The sequence below is a fragment of the Bacillus sp. FSL M7-1345 genome (assembly GCF_038006985.1).
Taxonomy (GTDB): Bacteria; Bacillota; Bacilli; order Bacillales; family Bacillaceae_G; genus Bacillus_A; species Bacillus_A cereus_U.
On the sequence record NZ_JBBOWG010000001.1, the window covers coordinates 4,469,385 to 4,489,097 of the forward strand.

A 19,713-nucleotide genomic window follows, 5' to 3' on the forward strand; every position below is an offset into this window, starting at 1 on the left:
ATTCAGATTGGATGTATCTTATATATATGTCAAATGCCCACAAATATTTTTAAAAATAAGAAAAAATGACCTATGCAGAAAATATGACAAAATAAACCCTTTCATTTACATCCGCCATTTTTCTACTTTATAATGACGTTATGTGTGTTTCATCTAGTTAATTTTTTGACACACTAAGAAAAGTGAATGAAAGGAGATGAGAGTTTTGCACGAAACAACGCAAGAACTCGCAAACTGGCAGTATTATTTCGCTATCGCAGTCTTTTTAATTACATATGCCATTATTATTTCTGAAAAAATTAACCGCGCTGTCATCGCACTTCTTGGTGCAGCATTCATGGTAATTGCCGGGGTCGTTGACTTACACAATGCCTTTACGAAACATATTGAATGGGGAACAATTACATTACTCATCGGTATGATGATACTGGTAAACATTACAAGTAAGTCAGGTGTCTTCCAATACGTTGCCATTAAAGCCGCAAAAGGAGCACAAGGAAATCCAATTAAAATTTTAATTTCACTTTCCTTACTTACCGCGCTTGGCTCCGCATTTTTAGATAACGTTACAACCGTACTTCTTGTTGTTCCAGTTACTTTATCTATTACGCGCATCTTGCAAGTAAATCCTGTTCCATATTTACTTTCTGAAATTATTTTTTCAAACATCGGAGGAACAGCAACATTAATTGGTGATCCGCCAAATATTATGATTGGTTCTGCTAATAAACATTTAGACTTCAATGCTTTCTTATTCAACTTAGCACCTATCGTAATCATCATTATTGCTGTTACAGCAACAATGCTTTACTTCATGTACCGTAAGCAATTAATTGCTGATCCTGTACAAATTAAAAAGCTAATGAGCTTAGATGAAAAACAATACATTAAAGATCCAGTATTAATGAAAAAATCTTTAACAGTACTTGGACTTACTATTTTAGGTTTCATGACTCATTCCATCTTCCATATTGATGCAGCTATCATCGCCTTAACTGGTGCTACTGTCCTTATGTTAATCGGTGTGAAAGAACATGAAATTGAAGAGGTATTCGCAAGTGTAGAATGGGTAACAATCTTCTTCTTCGCGGGACTATTCGTACTCGTTGGAGGACTTATCGATATCGGTCTTATCAAAACGTTAGCTCAAAAAGTAATTGGAATAACAGGCGGAGATATTTCTCAAGCATCTATCCTTATTCTATGGGTATCTGGTATCGCCTCTGCAACAATCGATAACATTCCATTCGTTGCAACAATGATTCCGCTTATTAACGATATGGCAGTTGGGCTAGGTTTATCACCTTCTGACGCACAAGTCGATGTACTATGGTGGGCATTAGCATTAGGTGCTTGCCTAGGTGGAAACGGAACATTAATCGGGGCTTCTGCTAACGTAATCGTAGCCGGAATCGCAAGTCGTGAAGGACATAAATTCAGCTACATGGAATTCCTTAAAGTCGGCTTCCCAATTATGATCGTTTCATTAATCATTTCTCACATTTACATTTACTTACGCTATCTTATGTAGTAGAAAAAAGCGCCCCGCTTAGCAGGGCGCTTTCGTTCTTTTTTCAGCATATCCGAATTATTATAGAACCAAATATATCGACCGCTCGACAACTTTGATACGCCTACTCTTTATACCTTACCGGCTCATTCCGAATAATGAACAAATGAATCGGCAAGAAAACCGAAAACGTGATTGTATGAATGATCGTAAATAGTATGGAATTCGTTCCGTATCTATCCAAAATAGCGTAGATGAGATAAATAGACAGCACAATCGATACGGCTGTTGCTAGCAAACTTATAATTGGTACGAAATTAAAAATGAAACATCCGACATATATGCCAAATACTTTCCACCCTGCCTCTTCTTTCAAGAAATCTGGTAATTTATCTTTCGCTAAATCGCCCCATGTCTTACTATTTATAAACGGAATAAAAGCAAGAACACCATCAGTTGCACCATCATTTTTCGCCATCGTATAAAGTGCAAAAGCCGTTAACAAATACGAAATAATTGCCCAAATTATTATAACAAGAATAAACGCAAAACTAAGAGCAAAGAAACCTGCTAGTACGCTTTGATCTTCCATCTTATCCTCTCCTCTCTCTTCTCAACATATTTCATTACATTGCAAGTTATGTTTTAAAATTCACCCAAACTCTTTGTATAATAATATGAGAAAGATAATAAGAGAGGAGCACATACCTATGCATCCATTTGTAAAGGCATTACAAGAGCATTTTACAGCTCATCAAAATCCCGAAAAAGCAGAACCGATGGCACGTTATATGAAAAATCACTTCCCGTTTCTCGGTATTCAAACTCCCGAGAGAAGACAATTATTGAAAGACGTCATTCAAATACATACGCTCCCAGATAAAAAGGACTTCCAAATTATCATACGTGGGCTTTGGGACTTACCAGAACGTGAATTTCAAGCTGCCGCACTCGATATCATGCAAAAATATAAAAAGCACATAAACGAAACTCATATCCCATTTCTAGAAGAACTTATTGTCACAAAATCTTGGTGGGACTCTGTTGATAGCATCGTCCCTACATTTTTAGGTGCCATCTTTTTAAAACATCCAGAATTAATTTCTGCATATATTCCAAAATGGATTGCATCAGAAAATATATGGTTACAACGTGCCGCTATTTTATTCCAGCTGAAATATAAACAAAAAATGGATGAAGAACTCCTTTTCTGGATTATCGGACAACTACATTCTTCAAAAGAATTTTTCATTCAAAAAGCAATCGGCTGGGTCCTTCGCGAATATGCAAAAACAAAGCCAGATGTAGTTTGGGAATACGTTCAAACTAACGAGCTCGCTCCATTAAGTAAACGCGAAGCAATTAAGCATATTAAGCAAAATTACGGAATAAATAACGAAAAAATAGGCGAGACTCTATCCTAGATAGACACGTTCCTCTATTGAGATTTAAAAAAGAACGTGTTAGAATATGTTCATTATTATTAATATAAGTAGCGATGACGGACTTATAAGTACTTGCATAAAAAGCGATTCAGGGATAGTGAAAGCCTGAAGCTGCGAGGAAACGGCAGTCTCGAGCAATACGTGATAAAGTGGATGCACATTTTGTGTATCAACTAGGGTGGAACCGCGGGCAAACGCTCGTCCCTAGGCGATTAAGCCTTGGGATGAGCGTTTTTTTATGTTTTTTAAAGCATATATTGCTCGCTTCCAAAGTACCCATCACGTCATCGCCAATACGTTAACTTTCAAAAGGAGGATTTTATTATGTATTCAATGGAACAAGTTGTAAACTTAGCGAAACATCGCGGTTTCGTTTTCCCTGGTTCTGAAATTTACGGTGGTCTTGCAAACACATGGGATTACGGTCCACTTGGAATCGAATTAAAAAATAACGTTAAAAAAGCTTGGTGGAAAAAGTTCATTCAAGAATCTCCACACAACGTTGGTTTAGATGCTGCTATTTTAATGAACCCAAAAACTTGGATCGCTTCTGGTCACGTTGGTAACTTTAATGATCCAATGATCGACTGTAAAAAATGTAAAGCTCGTCACCGTGCTGACAAATTAATTGAAGATGCATTAGACGCAAAAGGCATCGAAATGGTCGTTGACGGTCTTACTTTCGACCAAATGGCTGACTTAATGAAAGAACATGAAGTAAAATGCCCAGATTGCGGTAGCCAAGAATTCACGGAAATCCGTCAGTTCAACTTAATGTTCAAAACATTCCAAGGTGTTACAGAGTCTAGCACAAACGAAATCTTCCTTCGTCCTGAAACAGCACAAGGTATTTTCGTAAACTTTAAAAACGTACAACGCTCTATGCGTAAGAAACTTCCATTTGGTATCGGCCAAATCGGTAAAAGTTTCCGTAACGAAATCACACCTGGTAACTTCACATTCCGTACACGTGAATTCGAACAAATGGAACTTGAATTCTTCTGTAAGCCTGGTGAAGATTTAGAGTGGTTCGCATTCTGGCGTGAAACTTGTAAAAACTGGTTACTTTCACTTGGTATGACTGAAGAAAGTATGCGTCTTCGTGACCACGGTGAAGACGAATTATCTCACTACAGTAACGCAACAACTGATATTGAATTCAGATTCCCATTCGGTTGGGGCGAACTATGGGGCGTTGCATCTCGTACAGACTTCGATTTAAAACGTCATATGGAACACTCTAACGAAGACTTTAACTATATCGATCCACAAACGAATGAGCGTTACGTGCCATACTGCATCGAGCCATCTCTAGGTGCAGACCGTGTAACATTAGCATTCTTATGTGATGCATATGAAGAAGAGCAATTAGAAAACGATTCTCGTACAGTTCTTCGTTTCCACCCTGCTTTAGCACCATATAAAGCAGCTATCTTACCATTATCTAAAAAGCTATCTGAAGGTGCTACTGAAGTATTCGCAGAACTAGCTAAAGACTTCGTGGTAGACTTTGATGAAACTGGTTCTATCGGTAAACGTTACCGTCGTCAAGACGAAATCGGTACACCATTCTGTATCACATACGACTTCGACTCTGTTGAAGACAAAGCTGTTACAGTACGTGACCGTGACACTATGGAACAAGTTCGTATGCCAATTAGCGAACTAAAAGGTTTCTTAGAGAAAAAAATCCAGTTCTAATTATAAAGTGAAACTTTAATCAGTGGGGGTTTTGTTCATCCCCCGCTGATTATTAGTTGAACCAATCGGGCGTTTACGGGCAGTTAATCTCCCACCTAACTTCTTTGCTCCAGCCGAATTTTGAGGTGGGCGTTTTACTGCCCGTTAATGCGGGATAAAAAAGAGGCAGCTCATAAGAGCCGCCTCTTTTCTATTTTTCACGTTTTTCTTTAATTGCTACTGTACATCTTGATATGCATAGTAAATCATCATTTTCATCAATGATGCGAATATCCCAAACCATTGTCGATTGTCCTCTATGTATCGGTGTTCCGATTGCTGTTACAATTCCATCTTGCTTTGAGCGAAGATGATTTGCATTAATTTCTAATCCGAAACAAATACATTTTTCTTGATCAATTAAATTGTATGAACCAACACTTGCCACAGTTTCTGCTAATGCAACAGATGCACCGCCATGTAAAAATCCAAACGGCTGATGCGTACGTTCATCAACAGGCATTGTAGCAACTACTTTATCCTCTGTCATTTCTAACAACTCAATTCCAAGCGAATCCATTAAAGTTTTTGACATATCGTTTTCAACCTCTCTCACTTTAAATCAAATGTATAATTTTACCTGTTTAATTTCAAACTACCTATAACACTTATATAAGGAGGTTTCACCTAAATGAAACAGAAATTTTGTATACTATTGCTTATGTTCTCCTTCCTGACTATTGTACCAAATTGTGCAATAGCAGCCAAAGCATCCAACCTGACAATCAATGTTAAGACTGTAACACAAAAAGGTAAGAAACCTTATATAGAATATCAAATTAATAGGCCTTCCTTTCACAACTTTTCTGATTCAAAATTTCAAAATAAGCTAAATTCCTATTACAAAAACTCTACTGCTACATTTAAAAGTAAATTAGAAAAAGAAGCGAAGAAATATTATAAAGAAACAGAAGGATCTAGCACACCTTTTCATCCATACGTTGCAAATGTTGACTATAAAGTAGCTTTAAACAAACCACCTTTCCTAAGTCTATATGTGAATTACTATCAATATACAGGCGGAGCGCACGGACTTTATACGTGGAAGGCAAATACATTTGATTTAAACGAAAAAAAATTATTACACTTAGACGATTTATTTCAACAAGAGGATAAATATAAAGAAATAATTCGCACAGAGATTGTAAGACAAATTAAACAAAATGAAAGCATTTATTTCCCTGACGCAGCCGAAAAGGTAACGAGCACTAAAAAGTTTCACTACTTTTTAGAACCGGATAATCTTGTGATTTATTTCCCTTTATATGAAATTGCTCCTTATTCAAGCGGAATCCCGCAATTTCGTATTCCATACACATTGCTTAGAGACTATTTAAAGCCTTCTTATCAAAATATTTTGATTGACAGCAAGTAAATATTTTCGCTACGATAATGTTAACCTAAACACAACTGGAGGTTAACATTATGAAGAAGCTTCATGTTTTAGATTTAGCATTAGCTGCCATGTTCGTCGCTCTTATGGCTATTGGTGCAAATATTGTATCGTGGGCACCATTCCTACAAATAGCGGGCGTCCCGTTATCTATGCAACCATTTTTCGCAATTTTAGCAGGTCTTCTTCTTGGGAGTAGACTTGGGGCATTATCAATGACTGTTTACATGCTTGTTGGAGTAGCGGGTGCGCCAATCTTCGCTAACTTCAAAGCTGGATTCGGGGCACTTTTAGATCCTACTGGTGGTTTTATTATCGCATTTATTATCGTTGCTTACGTATCAGGAAAACTAGTAGAACAAAAAGAACGACCAACATTCAGCACCTTTGCAATTGCTTCTTTCGTCGGAATCATTTTAACCTATATTATCGGTACTACTTATATGTACGGGGCAGTCAATATTTTCATGGGTGGTAATATGAGTTATAAAGCTGCCTGGATGATTATGATGTGGTTTGCAGTAAAAGATATTGCGTTTACAATTATCGGCGCTATTATCGCACCTCGCATATACTATGCTGTACGTCGTTCGGCTTATCAGCATTCTCATTCGACGATTTCATAATAAACAAGGAGCTGTTCCTATAGGAACAGCTCCTTGTTTATTATATTAAGACTCTTGCTTCATTTGCTCTTCTAAAATTTTCTTCATCATTACTAGCATATCATCACGTAATTCTGGGTGTTGCAATGCCATTTCAATTGTTGTTTGAACAAATCCTAATTTTTCACCAACGTCATAACGCTTTCCTTCGAAGTCGTAAGCAAATACACGTTGAATTTCATTTAAGCTTTGAATTGCATCCGTTAACTGAATTTCGCCACCCGCTCCAGCTTGTTGCTGTTCCAAGAACATAAAGATTTCAGGAGTTAAAATGTAACGTCCCATAATCGCTAAGTTTGAAGGCGCAGTACCTTTCGTTGGTTTTTCAACGAATTGACGAACTTGATAACGACGTCCCTCTTGCTCTAACGGATCAATAATTCCGTAGCGATGTGTTTCTGCTTCAGGAACAGTTTGTACACCAATAACAGAAGAAAGTGTTTTGTCATACTCATCCATTAATTGACGTAAACATGGTTTTTCAGCTTGAACGATATCATCGCCTAATAATACTGCAAACGGCTCATCACCAATGAATTTACGTGCGCACCAAACAGCATGTCCTAATCCTTTTGGTTCTTTTTGACGAATGTAATGGATATCTACCATTTTAGAAGAAGCTTGTACTTTTTCAAGTAACTCATACTTTTTCTTCTCTAATAAGTTTTGCTCTAATTCAAATGCGTTATCAAAATGATCTTCGATAGAGCGCTTTCCTTTACCAGTAACGATAATAATATCTTCGATGCCTGATTTTACTGCTTCTTCTACGATGTATTGAATTGTTGGTTTATCTACAATTGGAAGCATTTCTTTTGGCATTGCTTTCGTTGCTGGTAAAAAGCGTGTTCCTAATCCCGCTGCCGGAATAATTGCTTTTCTCACTTTTTTCATGACAAATACCCTCGCTTTTCATTCTAATTCTCTTAGTAAAGTGCAAATTTATAACACTCGCTCGTAATAATCCTCTACATCAAACAAAACTACAAGAAAAGAGGAGGCCGTTCTCCCCTTTTCCTATCAGTATCACTCTACTCTATTATAAACGATTCATAATATCTTCTTTAATAGTAAGTAACTTTTGTTCACTATTTTGTAAGGAATCATCTTGTACACCAAAGTAGAATTTAATTTTCGGCTCTGTTCCAGATGGACGTAAGCAGAACCAAGAACCATCTTCTAATTGATATTTTAACACATTTGATTTCGGTAAGTGAATCTCTTCCTTATTTCCATCTTGTAACGTTGTAATGATGCTTTCCTTATAATCCTCAACTGCAACGACTGTTAAACCAGCTACTTCTTTCGGAGGATTCCCGCGGAATGTTGCCATCATCTTTTGAATCTGTTCGGCACCATCTTTTCCTTTTAACGTTAACGATACAAGATCCTCACGGAAGAACCCATACTTCTTAAATACTTCTAACAGACCATCATATAACGTTTTACCTTGTGATTTGTAGTACGCAGCTACTTCACATGCAAATAGGACTGATTGCACCGCATCTTTATCACGGCAGAATGGACGGATTAAATAACCATAGCTTTCCTCATAACCGAATTGGAATTCATATTGTCCACTTTCTTCATACTGTCTAATTTTTTCACCGATAAATTTAAATCCAGTTAACGTATCAACTGTATCTAAACCGTATGCTTTTGCGATTGTACGGCCAATTTCAGACGTTACGATTGTTTTTAAAACAACACCGTTTTCTGGAAGCGTTCCGTTTTCCTTCTTTTGTGATAATAAGTAATCAAGCATTAACGCACCTGTTTGGTTACCAGTTAACACTTGGAACTCACCATCATGATTGCGAACTGCTACACCTAGACGGTCTGCATCAGGATCTGTTGCGATTAACACATCAGCGCCTACTTTTTCACCGTCGCGAATTGCATACTCAAACGCTGCATGCTCTTCTGGGTTTGGTGATTTTACTGTAGAGAAGTTTGGATCTGGTAACTCTTGCTCTTTTACAACTGTTACATCTGTAAATCCAACTTCTTCTAAACCACGGCGTACCGAAATATTTGACGTTCCATGTAATGGTGTAAAGACGATTTTCAAATCTTTTCCTACTTCTTTCACCATCTCTTTATTAATAATGACATTGTTCAATTCTGCCGCATATGCATCATCTACTTCTTGTCCAATTATATGTAATAGACCGTCAGCTTTTAATTGCTCAACATCAGCAACTTCAACTGTTAATTCATTTTCTACTGCATTTACGTAACTAATTAACTCATCAGCTTCTTTTGGAGGCAACTGCCCACCATCTTCACCATATACTTTATAACCGTTATATTCGGGCGGATTATGGCTTGCCGTAAGAACGATTCCACTTACTGTATGTAAATGACGAACTGCGAAAGAAAGCACTGGTGTTGGACGCAAGCTTTCAAATACATATGTTGTAATACCTTGCGCACCAAGTGTAGCAGCTACTTCCATTGCGAATTCAGGTGATTTATGACGAGAATCATACGCGACAACAACACCACGTTTTTTCGCTTCTTCACCTAATTTTTCAATAAACCTAGCTAATCCTTTTGTTGCTTTACGAACTGTATATACATTTAAACGGTTCGTACCAGCACCAAGTTCACCACGCATACCACCTGTGCCGAACTCTAGATTTTTATAAAAGCTATCCTCGATTTTCTTCTCATCTTGCTTCATGTTTTCTAGCTGTTCTTTTAATTCTGTGTCTAATTCTGCATATGAAAGCCAGCGACTAAATTTTTGTTTCCAATTCATACTTCCATCTCCTCTCGCCTGTCGTACCTTCATTATATGAAAAAAACAACCTGCATCTCAATATTTTTTATAATCTAACAGGATTTTACTATAAATATTTGTATACACTATGGTTAAATACTCCACCAAAGGGAATGAGGATTATGCAAGAATGGGGCTTGTCAGAAGAGCTCAAAATAAAAACAAAGCAGATGATTGAAATTGCTGAAAAAGAATTATCAAACATGAAGCATGCAATCGATAAAGAAGATGAATGTATTTTATGTAAAATGGAAGATATTCATCATATGTTAACAAATGTACAGACGTTAGCAGCTACATATTATATTCAAGCATATTTATCACCTTATACGGAAAGTTCACATTTCATCACTACAGCTGTCCAACATTTAAGCGCTCGAAAACACGGTGCTCTTATTATCGTGGAACGAAGTGACGCTCTTGATTCTTTCATTCAAACTGGAACAACATTAAACGCACACTTAACCGCGCCACTACTTGAATCGATCTTTTATCCAGGGAACCCTCTTCATGACGGAGCCGTTCTCATTAAAAATAATCATATTGTCTCAGCAGCTAATATTCTTCCATTAACAAAAAGTACAGAAATCAATCCTGAGCTAGGAACACGTCACAGGGCTGCGATTGGCTTATCAGAGAAAAACGATTCACTTATATTAGTTGTCTCTGAGGAAACAGGGCGTACTTCATTCGCTTTAAATGGGACGTTATATACGATTTCTTTATAGAATACCTATAAAATAAAAAAAGCTGTTCCGGAAAGGTTCAGTATGTAATGACCTTTCCAGACAGTTTTTTTTCATTCTTTATTCTTCTCCGAAACGCTCAACAAGTGTTGCAAGTGTACGCACCATTGCACCTGTTGCTCCAGATGGTCCTAAATCATGTGCACCTGTTGTTTCAGATGTTCCAGCGATGTCTAAATGTACCCATGGTGTTTCTTCTGCAAATTCACCAAGGAATGTCCCAGCCATAACCGCATGTCCTTCACGGCCTGGTGAGTTATTTAAATCAGCAAATTTACTGTTTTTGACACGTTCTTTATCACGTTCAAAAATCGGCAATTGCCAAATTGGCTCATCCGTTTCCATAGAAGCCTCTAACACTTGTTCAAACAATTCTTCATTATTTGTCATCGCGCCTGTTGTATGATTTCCAAGTGCAACAATTACACCGCCTGTTAATGTTGCAACATCAACTAAGTAATTTGCACCAAGTTTCTTCGCATACGTAATACCGTCAGCTAACGCTAGGCGACCTTCTGCATCTGTATTTAATACTTCAATTGTTTTTCCGCTCATAGATGTAATAACGTCATCTGGCTTAAATGCTGTACCACTTACAACGTTGTCAGTTGATGGAATAACAGCAATTACATTTTGCTCAGGGCGAAGTTCACCGATGATTTCCATCGCGCCAAGAACAGCTGCAGCGCCGCCCATATCACCTTTCATACCAACCATGCCTTCACGTGGTTTTAAAGAATAACCGCCTGTATCATATGTAATCCCTTTTCCAACAAATCCAATTACATCTTTCCACTCTTCTTTTCCTTTATAAATAAGAGCGATCATTTTTGGCGGTTCAGTAGATCCTTGGTTTACTGCAAGTAATGCACCCATACCAAGCTCTTCCATCTCTTCTTTCTCAAGAACCTTATAATCCATATCGTATTTTTCTGCTAATTCAACTGCATACTCAGCAAGCTTTGTCGCTGTTAATACGTTTGGCGGCATATTTACAAGCGTACGAGCTGAATTCGTTGCACGTCCATGTACGTATCCTACCGTTAATGCTGCTTCAATTTCTTGTGCATCTTCTGCTGTAATAGCAATCAGTTTTTCTAACTCTACTCTTTCTTTTTCATCCGTTTTATATGTTTGTAATCCGTATGTACCAAGGCAATATACTTCCGTTGCAATATGAGCTACATCAATCGCATCTAATTTCTCTGTTACGAAAGAATCAAGTAAGATTGCTGCGTCTTTTACTTTTGCTGATTGTAACGATTTAAAAGCTTTACTAAGAGCTGCACGTAACGTTTCTGTTGTATATGACTCTTTCTTACCTAAACCAACAAAATAATAACGTTTAACATTGGTTTTTCCTAAGCTATGTACTTTTGAAATGGCTTTCTTCTTAGTTGAAAGTTCTTTTTCTTCTAATAAAACTTGTAATTGTCCTTCAAACGCTTTATCCAGTTCTTGTACAAAGCTACTCGTTTTATCTTCTTCAAATAAGGCAACAATTACCGCTTCATGACTTGCTAATTCTTTTTGTACTTGCAACATGTTCAGACCCCCTAAATTTCTCTACGTCCATTATAACTTTATTTTCGATAAAATGCGACAATTCTAAATTCTGTTATTTCATATAAGGTGAAACTTTAATCAGTGGGGGTTTTGTTCATCCCCCACTGATTATTAGCCCGCACCAATCGGACGTTTACGGGGAGTTGATCTCCCACCTAACTTCTTTGCTCCAGCTGAATTTTGAGGGGGGAGTTTTACTGCCCGGCAAATAGCGGGATAACGATGCTATCTCCTATGGTGAAATAAGACAAGAAAAAAGTCTAGCGTTATTACCACTAGACTATCTTTGTTTTAAATATTGCCCACGAAACACTTGCATCGTTTCGTCTTGATTTAACATTGTTAACTCTTCTTCCGAAAACTTACCATTTCCTATTTTCACTATATACACATTTACTTTTTTCTTACCCCATTGGCTATAAACATCTTTCACCGTATCATAATATAAATCGAGACGATTTCCTTTTATAGCACCGCCCTTATCAGCTACAACACCATATCCGTAACCTGGCACGAATAGAATTGTCCCAAGCGGGAATACGCGCAAGTCAGCAGCGATTGTGGAATATAAATCCCTTTTTGCTTTAACACCTGAATATGTAATGCCATACTCTGGATGCCCCGGCCTCTTTCCAGTTGACTCTATACCTGATGTATAACCAGTTGCAGTCATTTCTATAACACGATATTTAGACCAGTCATTTGCCTGCTCTAAAGCATTTATCACTTCTTTACTCGGAGCAACTTTTTTCTCAATTTCTGCTGCATGTACTTCTTTTACACTTGTTCCTTCATATGATTTTATAATCTCTAATAAAGAAACTCCTGTGAAAGCCTGCCATGTTACGCATAATGCGAATGCAAGTAAACAAGTCATCATAATGCGAATACAATATCGTTTTAACATTTTTATATTCCACACTCCTTCATCGTTAATCATTCCCTATACGATGAAGGAATATGCAAAAAAATAATCTCCAAATTGATTGGAGATTAAAACATTTGATATCCACTTTTCCGAAGTTTTTTAATTATAATTCCTGCTAAAGCAGCACCTACTAATCCAGTAGATAGAATAAACACATCTGCGTGTCCTAAATGCGATACACTCGTCCCAAATAAAGAAAATGTTTCTTTTGGCTTTGAAAAATAGTCCCATACACTCGCTTTATTAATAATAAGCATACAAATAATCGGATACACAATAACCATTACCCACGTAGCTCGCAAAATCATGTTGAGTAAAAATCCAATTCCAAAAAATAAAATAAAGAACAACATCATTGAAATAAGTAGTACCGGTATACTCACTTCTTCTCCCTCTCCTTCGCATACGCCGTAAACACATGATAAGCCGTATAACCAAATTGCTCTCCTGGATTTAATGTTTTGTCCATTTCAAAATGCGACTCTGCTCTTCCTTCTAATAAATATTTGATGAGTACAGAAGTATTTTGATCATCTGCAATATTTTCTGGATGTAAAAAAGCTACTTCCGACAATTCTTTCTCCTGTACGATAATGTCTTCTCCCTCTGGCTCTAGAAGAAAAATAATCATATTATCACTAATTTCATTATGAATAACACCTGAGCGAATACCAATAATCCCCTTTACATGAGCAACAATTCCTGTTTCTTCCAAAATTTCACGTTTCACAGCTTCATCAACAGTCTCACCTTCATTAACAAAACCAGCAGGTAAAGACCATTGCCCTTTCAATCCACCGTATTTTTTCTTAACGAATAGCCATCTCCCATCTTTTGTAGCTACTAAGCCACTGACAGCTAACCACACTTTCCCTCGCTTCCCCATGATATAACCTCCTCCATCAAACGAACAGAATATTCTTTCTTTTTTATATATTATACTATATTTTCAATACGAAAAAAGCAGAAACAGCTCATAGCCGTTTCTGCTTTTTCTACTATATATTAAAAGAACTTCAATTTACCTTTTTTAAGAACTAATAAAGGTCCGCCTAGTAAGAATAAGTAACGGTTGTCGATTACTTTCTTCATGAATGAAGCTTTCCAACCTGTTAACTTTTTACCCATAACAACGCCCATTGCATCGTCATGACCTAATGAACATACAGATCCTTTATTATCAAATGCGAACTTTTTCATTTCACCTTTACCGCGAACTAACACAGTTAAATTGTGTGCAATGTTATAACCTTCTTGAATTGCAATCTGTGCTGTTGGTGGGTATGGACGGTTAATCTCCTCATTGATGATTAACGCTGCGTCACCAACCATGAATACATCTTCATGACCCGGAGCGTGCATGTACTCATCCACTTTAATACGTCCGCGCATTGCTTCAAATCCAGACTCTTCCACAATACCGTTACCACGAACACCTGCAGCCCAAACTACAGTTTCAGATTTAAGAAGTTCAGCATCATCACCGTTTGCAACGATAATACCTTCTTCAGTTGCTTCCTTAATTGCTGTACCGATGCGGAATTCTACACCTTTTTTCTCAAGTTGTTTTACAGCGTACTCTACTAATGCTGGATCGAAACCAGGAAGTGCTGTTGGAGCAGCTTCTACACAGATGATACGTGCTTTTTCACGTGGAACATCGTACTCTTTGCAAAGTTCAGGAATACGGTTTGCAAGCTCACCTACGTACTCGATACCAGTAAATCCAGCACCACCAACAACGATTGTTACTAACTCATCACGTTTTTCAGTCGCATATTGAGCGAACTTTTCTTCCATATGCTCACGAATTTGACGAGTTGCATTAATGTTAGTGATTGAGAATGCATGCTCTTTTAACCCTTTAATTCCGAACGTTTCTGATTCGAAACCAAGACCGATTACTAAGTAATCATACTCTAATTCACCATTTTTTAAGATAATACGTTTTTCAGCAGCTTTAATCTCTACTACTGTATCTTGTACAAAATTCACTTTATTTGTATCGATAACGTCTTGAATATCTAGACAGATTTTATCATCTTGTAATGTACCAGCTGCACTCTCATGTAACCAAGTTGCTTGGTAGTGATAGCTATTGTTGTTTACTAACGTAATTTCAGCTTCACTTACAGATAATGTTTTTTGCAGACGAACAGTCGTAATCATCCCGCCATAACCTGCACCTAAAACTACGATTTTTGGAGTCTTCACTAAATCACAACCCTTTTCTTTATATAATAGTAATAAAAAATAATACCAAGTACTAAAAACTCTATTTGTCAAGAATGTGGAATTTATCACATTCTATATCATAACAAAACGCAGTCAAAAAATCGTACGAAATTTGTCATAGAAATTTAACATAATACTTCCCTATATTAGTCGGTTTCATTCCATAATTCAAGCACCTAGAGAATTATCGATATTTTAAAATAACATAGCGTTTTCAAGGGTTTTTCAGCCTTTTTTTCATGTATTTTCCTTTCGCTATATTTTATACGATTCTAAAACATCTATGCGCAAACTTACTTATTATTCAGTCGTTTTCAGAAGTATTATTAACTGAAATATGCTATCATTTATTTGAATGTGTCATCATTTGCAGGATTTTCATGTACATATGAACAATATATGAAATCAATATTAAAATTCCATCATCTATAGGGGGAATGAAAATGACAGAAAATCAAAAAGTTTACGACATAACGATTATTGGTGGTGGCCCAACAGGACTATTCACCGCATTTTATGGCGGAATGAGACAAGCAAGTGTAAAAATTATTGAAAGCTTACCTCAACTTGGAGGGCAATTATCCGCACTATATCCCGAAAAATATATTTATGATGTAGCTGGGTTCCCAAAAGTGCGCGCACAAGAGTTAGTTGATAACCTAAAAGAACAAATGAAAAAGTTCGATCCAACTGTTTGCTTAGAAGAAGCTGTTGATACGCTTGAAAAACAAGCTGACGGTATATTTAAACTTGTTACAAATAAACAAACTCACTACTCTAAATCTGTCATTATTACTGCTGGCAATGGTGCTTTCCAACCACGCCGCTTAGAATTAGAAGGCACAGCAAAATACGAAAAGAAAAACTTACATTATTTCGTTGATGATATGAATAAATTTGCTGGAAAACGCGTCGTAGTATTTGGCGGCGGTGACTCAGCAGTAGACTGGACAATGATGTTAGAACCGATTGCGGACAAAGTTACAATTGTTCATCGCCGTGATAAATTCCGTGCACATGAACATAGCGTAGAAAGCTTAATGAATTCCCGTGCAGAAGTAAGCACACCGTATGTTCCAGTTGAACTCATCGGTGATGACACGATTGAACAAGTTGTTCTTCAGCACGTAAAAACAGAAGAAAAAGTTATCCTTGATGTTGATGACGTAATCGTAAACTACGGCTTCGTTTCTTCGCTTGGTCCAATTAAAAACTGGGGCTTAGATATTCAAAAGAACAGCATCCTCGTGAATTCAAAAATGGAAACAAATATTCCTGGCATTTACGCTGCTGGTGACATTTGTACATATGAAGGAAAAGTAAAACTCATTGCTTGTGGCTTTGGTGAAGCACCGACAGCAGTAAACAATGCAAAAGCTTACTTCGATCCAAACGCAAAACTTCAACCAATGCATAGCTCAAGTATGTTTTAATATAGAAATAAAAAGAACTCCTTTTAGATGAGAGGAGTTCTTTTCATACCCTCTTCTTTTCCTAACTAAAATACATTCCAATTTGATAAAAAACACTACTTACTTCCAAAATATGTTACAATAAAAACAGAACGTACGTTTCTTTTAATAAAGGGAGGTTTTATTAATGAAAGAACCTATTATCGTAAAAAAAGGAGCTTTCCAAGCAATCGGTGTTTCTATTACAACTACAAACGAAAAAGAAGCATCGACTGAAGGAAGGATTCCAATGCTTTGGAATCGCTACTTCCAAGAACAAATTATGCACCAAATTCCAAATCAACAAACAAAAGAAACATTCGCTTTCTACTCAAACTACGAATCGGATGAAACTGGTACATATCAATTTACTATCGGCATGCCTGTTTCTTCATTAGAAGATGTTCCTGAAAATATGACAACTTTAACATTACCTGCCGCAACGTATGCGGTATTTACAACGAGAAAAGGTCCTGTTTCTGAAGTCATTTGTGAAACTTGGGAATATATTTGGCAATGGTCGAAAGAAAACAAGCGTGCTTTTACAACAGATTTTGAGCTTTATGACGAAAATGCAGTAGATCCAACTAACGTACAAGTGGATATTTATATTGCATTAGCCTAAAACATAAAAAAGAAGATGCCCTTGGTATCTTCTTTTTTTGTCGTGAAATAGCCACTGTGCAAATTCATTATTATTGTCTACAATGAGAAAGTGCAGTATAGAACTATTAGAAACTGTATAAAGTGAAACTATACTCAGTGGGGGTTTTGTTCATCCCCCACTGAGTATTAGCCCTCACCAATCGGGCGTTTACGGGCAGTTGGTCTCCCACCTAACTTCTTTGCTCGAGCCAAATTTTGAGGTGGGAGTTTTACTGCCCGTTAACGCGGGATAAAACGATCGTTAATAGGTTTTTTAGTCTAAAATCGGTACATAGAAAGGAAGCAATATGGAGGAACTACAACAAAATAAATCTGCTTTAGAAGGAAGCGGAAAACCGTTATTAAAAAATACGAACTTCCTTTTTCTTTGGGCAGCTACTCTCTTTTCAAGTTTTGCTTTAGCCTTTTTTACTTTTTCACAAACATGGTACATAGCAAAAACATTAAACCTTGAGGCTTCACTCGGTATTGTTTTCGTGGCTCTTAGTGTTCCAAGGCTCATCTTTATGATTATCGGCGGAGCATTAGCTGATAAATTCCCGAAAAAAAACATTATGTTTTATTCTAATATTATTCGCGCTATTCTTGTCGCAACCATTCTCACCTGGTTCATCGTCGGTGATGTAACACTATATACATTTGCCTTGTTCGCTTTGTTCTTCGGACTTGCTGACGCTTTCTTCTGGTCAGCCGATGGATCTATTCTGCCTGAACTCGTAGAAAAAAGCCGTTTAACACAAGCAAATTCACTTACTCAAATGACAAACCAAGCATCTGTCATTTTAGGACCTGTACTTGGCGGTATTCTCATTAAATTTACGAACTATGAAACGATTTTTTCAATTACAATCCTGCTACTTATTATTGCTGCCATACTCGTTCAAAAAATACAATTTACAATACCCGAAAAAAATGAAGCAGATAAAGGCATGTTCACTTCTATTAAAGAAGGAATCTTATATGTAAAGGAATCACCATTCCTTTCAACTTTCCTTATATGTAGCGCCTTTTTAAACTTATTTTTAATCGGCCCAATGCAAGTAGGCTTCCCGCTCTTCGTCAAAAACGTTCTGCACGGTGATTCACTTCAGTTTAGTTACTTAGAAGCGTCTGTTGGCGGCGGGATGGCGATAGGAGCTGTCATTGTCGGATTAAAAAACATTAACCGCAGACGTGGTCTATTTTGTATTATCATGATGCTACTGTCTGGTATATTCTTCCTAGCCATTAACTTTAGCACCGTACTTTGGCAAGCATTATTAGCCGGAATGTTTTACGGTATTACAATTGCGATGGCTATCGTTCCACTTATGGCAATGATTCAATCAACAGTAAAAGAAGAGATGATGGGACGCGTTATGAGTTTACTCATGCTTTCATCGATGGGATTCATTCCGCTCTCTTACGCATTTACATCGCTTGCACTTGGGATCGGCATTCCAATTGTAACGGTTATGAAAAGCGGTGCAATCGCTGTTATCGTCTTTGTACTATTTGTAGCAATTCGTGTTCCAGTTGTAAGAAAGTTCGATTAGCTACTTAGAGTCATGTATTATACGCATGACTCTTTTTTAAATGGATCGAATAACGGTATTCCCTTACTTCTCCTTAATGCCGCTCCCCACTCTAATCCAATTTCTAAAAATAAATCTCGCATCGTACTATACAACAGTGCTCCAACATCTTTACGAATTTCTCCGTACTTATACGCTCTCACAACACTTTTCACCCTCCAAATTAAATTTCCACGCACTTCTTCATCAGCTAATATTCCCTCTAATACAGCACCTTGTTCTAGTAATCCGCTCTTTTTATAAGCAAGTTCCACCTTACTCCAAAATATATTAATCTTCTTCGGATTACTCGTCATCGGTATGAGCGCGTATATAAAAGGCTTCGGTATATCGTGACGACAATACGTTTCATCAAGCTCGTACGTTACTTTTCTTTTCTCTTTTATTTGTGGAATGTTTTTAGAAAGAATTGTTTCCCCCTCATTTTTTTGCTCATTTCCACTACAGCCATCTGCACGATCATCACTTTCACATGCGGACATCTTCATACGGTCATCCATGCGGTCAATCGCAGATTTAAGAAATACATATAAGTTTGCACTATATCCGCCGCGCTTATATCTTTCTTTTGTCGCAACACGCTTTATAATTCCTAGTTCCTCTAGCTTTGCAATTGAGCGGCGTACTGTACGCATACTCTTTCCAACATTTGTAGCAATTGTCTCCATTAACGGACAAGCAACCCCCACTGTTTTTTGTTTCTCATTCACCGCATACTTTCCTAAAAAATGAATAATGATAGAATCCGTTTTATTCAATTGAAATCGATAGCACTTCAAAACTTGTTTTTGATATACATTAAACTCTTCTTTACTTCGAAATTCACTATATGATTTCATTAAATTATATAAGCTTCCCATTTTTATCACCTCATTTATAGGTAAGAGTCAGGAAGAGCAATTGGCGTGATATTTAATATTTTTTTATCCCGCATTAACGGGCAGTAAGACTCCCACCTCCATATTCGGCGAATGCGAGGAAGTTAGGTGGGAGATAACTGTCCGTAAAA

At 37.1% G+C, this 19,713-nt stretch carries 19 protein-coding genes; 9 read left to right on the forward strand and 10 right to left on the reverse strand.

Annotated elements, in window-relative coordinates:
• The first annotated feature begins 205 nt into the window (after positions 1 to 205).
• Entirely contained in the window at positions 206 to 1,531 is a 1,326-nt protein-coding gene (locus tag MHB76_RS23455) for an ArsB/NhaD family transporter (protein WP_002112581.1), read from the forward strand.
• A gap of 103 nt (positions 1,532 to 1,634) precedes the next feature.
• Here the strand turns inward: MHB76_RS23455 and MHB76_RS23460 are convergent, their stop codons facing one another.
• Positions 1,635 to 2,102 carry a hypothetical protein gene (locus MHB76_RS23460; RefSeq protein ID WP_002160040.1) on the reverse strand — a complete coding sequence of 156 codons (468 nt, stop codon included), beginning with the start codon at positions 2,100 to 2,102 and terminating at the stop codon, positions 1,635 to 1,637.
• A gap of 118 nt (positions 2,103 to 2,220) precedes the next feature.
• On the opposite strand from MHB76_RS23460, the gene MHB76_RS23465 reads away from it, so the two are divergent.
• On the forward strand, positions 2,221 to 2,934 hold the full coding sequence (locus MHB76_RS23465; RefSeq protein ID WP_016106502.1) for a DNA alkylation repair protein: 714 nt from the start codon (positions 2,221 to 2,223) through the stop codon (positions 2,932 to 2,934).
• A 345-nt stretch (positions 2,935 to 3,279) separates the two neighbouring features.
• Positions 3,280 to 4,656 (forward strand): glycine--tRNA ligase, encoded by a 1,377-nt coding sequence (locus MHB76_RS23470; RefSeq protein WP_002067936.1) that lies wholly within the window; start codon positions 3,280 to 3,282, stop codon positions 4,654 to 4,656.
• 190 nt (positions 4,657 to 4,846) lie between these two features.
• Here the strand turns inward: MHB76_RS23470 and MHB76_RS23475 are convergent, their stop codons facing one another.
• Positions 4,847 to 5,230 carry a hotdog fold thioesterase gene (locus tag MHB76_RS23475; RefSeq protein ID WP_016106503.1) on the reverse strand — a complete coding sequence of 128 codons (384 nt, stop codon included), beginning with the start codon at positions 5,228 to 5,230 and terminating at the stop codon, positions 4,847 to 4,849.
• Between the two features lie 96 nt (positions 5,231 to 5,326).
• Between MHB76_RS23475 and MHB76_RS23480 the strand changes: the two genes are divergently transcribed.
• The gene (locus MHB76_RS23480; protein ID WP_078173470.1) at positions 5,327 to 6,070 is read left to right on the forward strand and encodes a DUF3298 and DUF4163 domain-containing protein; all 744 of its coding nucleotides are present in this window, start codon (positions 5,327 to 5,329) and stop codon (positions 6,068 to 6,070) included.
• 50 nt (positions 6,071 to 6,120) lie between these two features.
• A complete protein-coding gene (locus MHB76_RS23485) occupies positions 6,121 to 6,714 on the forward strand; it encodes a biotin transporter BioY (RefSeq protein ID WP_002160036.1) in 594 nt (197 codons plus the stop codon).
• Between the two features lie 45 nt (positions 6,715 to 6,759).
• Here the strand turns inward: MHB76_RS23485 and galU are convergent, their stop codons facing one another.
• Positions 6,760 to 7,647, reverse strand: coding sequence for a UTP--glucose-1-phosphate uridylyltransferase GalU (gene galU, locus MHB76_RS23490; protein WP_002160035.1), 888 nt, complete (start codon positions 7,645 to 7,647; stop codon positions 6,760 to 6,762).
• Positions 7,648 to 7,792: 145 nt separating this feature from the next.
• Positions 7,793 to 9,517: a phospho-sugar mutase gene (locus tag MHB76_RS23495; RefSeq protein WP_340987826.1), complete on the reverse strand. Its 1,725-nt coding sequence runs from the start codon at positions 9,515 to 9,517 to the stop codon at positions 7,793 to 7,795.
• Positions 9,518 to 9,660: 143 nt separating this feature from the next.
• Between MHB76_RS23495 and cdaS the strand changes: the two genes are divergently transcribed.
• Entirely contained in the window at positions 9,661 to 10,266 is a 606-nt protein-coding gene (cdaS, locus tag MHB76_RS23500) for a sporulation-specific diadenylate cyclase CdaS (protein ID WP_078173468.1), read from the forward strand.
• Positions 10,267 to 10,344: 78 nt separating this feature from the next.
• On the opposite strand, the gene MHB76_RS23505 is transcribed toward cdaS, so the two are convergent.
• The 5 genes from MHB76_RS23505 to MHB76_RS23525 form a co-directional block, all read right to left on the reverse strand.
• Positions 10,345 to 11,829 carry a leucyl aminopeptidase gene (locus MHB76_RS23505; RefSeq protein WP_078173467.1) on the reverse strand — a complete coding sequence of 495 codons (1,485 nt, stop codon included), beginning with the start codon at positions 11,827 to 11,829 and terminating at the stop codon, positions 10,345 to 10,347.
• A gap of 301 nt (positions 11,830 to 12,130) precedes the next feature.
• Entirely contained in the window at positions 12,131 to 12,757 is a 627-nt protein-coding gene (locus MHB76_RS23510; RefSeq protein ID WP_002089307.1) for a 3D domain-containing protein, read from the reverse strand.
• Positions 12,758 to 12,843: 86 nt separating this feature from the next.
• Positions 12,844 to 13,161, reverse strand: coding sequence for a YuiB family protein (locus MHB76_RS23515; RefSeq protein WP_078173466.1), 318 nt, complete (start codon positions 13,159 to 13,161; stop codon positions 12,844 to 12,846).
• Entirely contained in the window at positions 13,158 to 13,664 is a 507-nt protein-coding gene (locus MHB76_RS23520) for an NUDIX hydrolase (protein ID WP_078181316.1), read from the reverse strand. Before MHB76_RS23520 ends, MHB76_RS23515 begins: the two co-directional genes overlap by 4 nt.
• Before the next feature lie 119 nt (positions 13,665 to 13,783).
• Positions 13,784 to 14,992 carry an NAD(P)/FAD-dependent oxidoreductase gene (locus tag MHB76_RS23525; RefSeq protein ID WP_002112603.1) on the reverse strand — a complete coding sequence of 403 codons (1,209 nt, stop codon included), beginning with the start codon at positions 14,990 to 14,992 and terminating at the stop codon, positions 13,784 to 13,786.
• Between the two features lie 464 nt (positions 14,993 to 15,456).
• Here MHB76_RS23525 and MHB76_RS23530 point away from each other — a divergent pair, with 464 nt between their 5' ends.
• The 3 genes from MHB76_RS23530 (at position 15,457) to MHB76_RS23540 (ending at position 18,665) form a co-directional block, all read left to right on the forward strand.
• The gene (locus MHB76_RS23530) at positions 15,457 to 16,446 is read left to right on the forward strand and encodes an NAD(P)/FAD-dependent oxidoreductase (RefSeq protein WP_002160030.1); all 990 of its coding nucleotides are present in this window, start codon (positions 15,457 to 15,459) and stop codon (positions 16,444 to 16,446) included.
• Between the two features lie 166 nt (positions 16,447 to 16,612).
• Positions 16,613 to 17,089: a GyrI-like domain-containing protein gene (locus MHB76_RS23535; protein WP_016106511.1), complete on the forward strand. Its 477-nt coding sequence runs from the start codon at positions 16,613 to 16,615 to the stop codon at positions 17,087 to 17,089.
• A 328-nt stretch (positions 17,090 to 17,417) separates the two neighbouring features.
• Positions 17,418 to 18,665: an MFS transporter gene (locus MHB76_RS23540; protein ID WP_340987830.1), complete on the forward strand. Its 1,248-nt coding sequence runs from the start codon at positions 17,418 to 17,420 to the stop codon at positions 18,663 to 18,665.
• A gap of 17 nt (positions 18,666 to 18,682) precedes the next feature.
• Here the strand turns inward: MHB76_RS23540 and MHB76_RS23545 are convergent, their stop codons facing one another.
• On the reverse strand, positions 18,683 to 19,564 hold the full coding sequence (locus MHB76_RS23545; protein ID WP_340987832.1) for a helix-turn-helix domain-containing protein: 882 nt from the start codon (positions 19,562 to 19,564) through the stop codon (positions 18,683 to 18,685).
• Positions 19,565 to 19,713: the final 149 nt, after the last annotated feature.

Bases quoted from the DNA above. Each gene is read 5' to 3' on its own strand.
- MHB76_RS23460 (WP_002160040.1), bottom strand. From the start codon at position 2,102: ATGGAAGATCAAAGCGTACTAGCAGGTTTCTTTGCTCTTAGTTTTGCG.
- MHB76_RS23465 (WP_016106502.1), top strand. From the start codon at position 2,221: ATGCATCCATTTGTAAAGGCATTACAAGAGCATTTTACAGCTCATCAA.
- MHB76_RS23470 (WP_002067936.1), top strand. From the start codon at position 3,280: ATGTATTCAATGGAACAAGTTGTAAACTTAGCGAAACATCGCGGTTTC.
- MHB76_RS23475 (WP_016106503.1), bottom strand. From the start codon at position 5,230: ATGTCAAAAACTTTAATGGATTCGCTTGGAATTGAGTTGTTAGAAATG.
- MHB76_RS23480 (WP_078173470.1), top strand. From the start codon at position 5,327: ATGAAACAGAAATTTTGTATACTATTGCTTATGTTCTCCTTCCTGACT.
- MHB76_RS23485 (WP_002160036.1), top strand. From the start codon at position 6,121: ATGAAGAAGCTTCATGTTTTAGATTTAGCATTAGCTGCCATGTTCGTC.
- galU (WP_002160035.1), bottom strand. From the start codon at position 7,647: ATGAAAAAAGTGAGAAAAGCAATTATTCCGGCAGCGGGATTAGGAACA.
- MHB76_RS23495 (WP_340987826.1), bottom strand. From the start codon at position 9,517: ATGAATTGGAAACAAAAATTTAGTCGCTGGCTTTCATATGCAGAATTA.
- cdaS (WP_078173468.1), top strand. From the start codon at position 9,661: ATGCAAGAATGGGGCTTGTCAGAAGAGCTCAAAATAAAAACAAAGCAG.
- MHB76_RS23505 (WP_078173467.1), bottom strand. From the start codon at position 11,829: ATGTTGCAAGTACAAAAAGAATTAGCAAGTCATGAAGCGGTAATTGTT.
- MHB76_RS23510 (WP_002089307.1), bottom strand. From the start codon at position 12,757: ATGTTAAAACGATATTGTATTCGCATTATGATGACTTGTTTACTTGCA.
- MHB76_RS23520 (WP_078181316.1), bottom strand. From the start codon at position 13,664: ATGGGGAAGCGAGGGAAAGTGTGGTTAGCTGTCAGTGGCTTAGTAGCT.
- MHB76_RS23530 (WP_002160030.1), top strand. From the start codon at position 15,457: ATGACAGAAAATCAAAAAGTTTACGACATAACGATTATTGGTGGTGGC.
- MHB76_RS23535 (WP_016106511.1), top strand. From the start codon at position 16,613: ATGAAAGAACCTATTATCGTAAAAAAAGGAGCTTTCCAAGCAATCGGT.
- MHB76_RS23540 (WP_340987830.1), top strand. From the start codon at position 17,418: ATGGAGGAACTACAACAAAATAAATCTGCTTTAGAAGGAAGCGGAAAA.
- MHB76_RS23545 (WP_340987832.1), bottom strand. From the start codon at position 19,564: ATGGGAAGCTTATATAATTTAATGAAATCATATAGTGAATTTCGAAGT.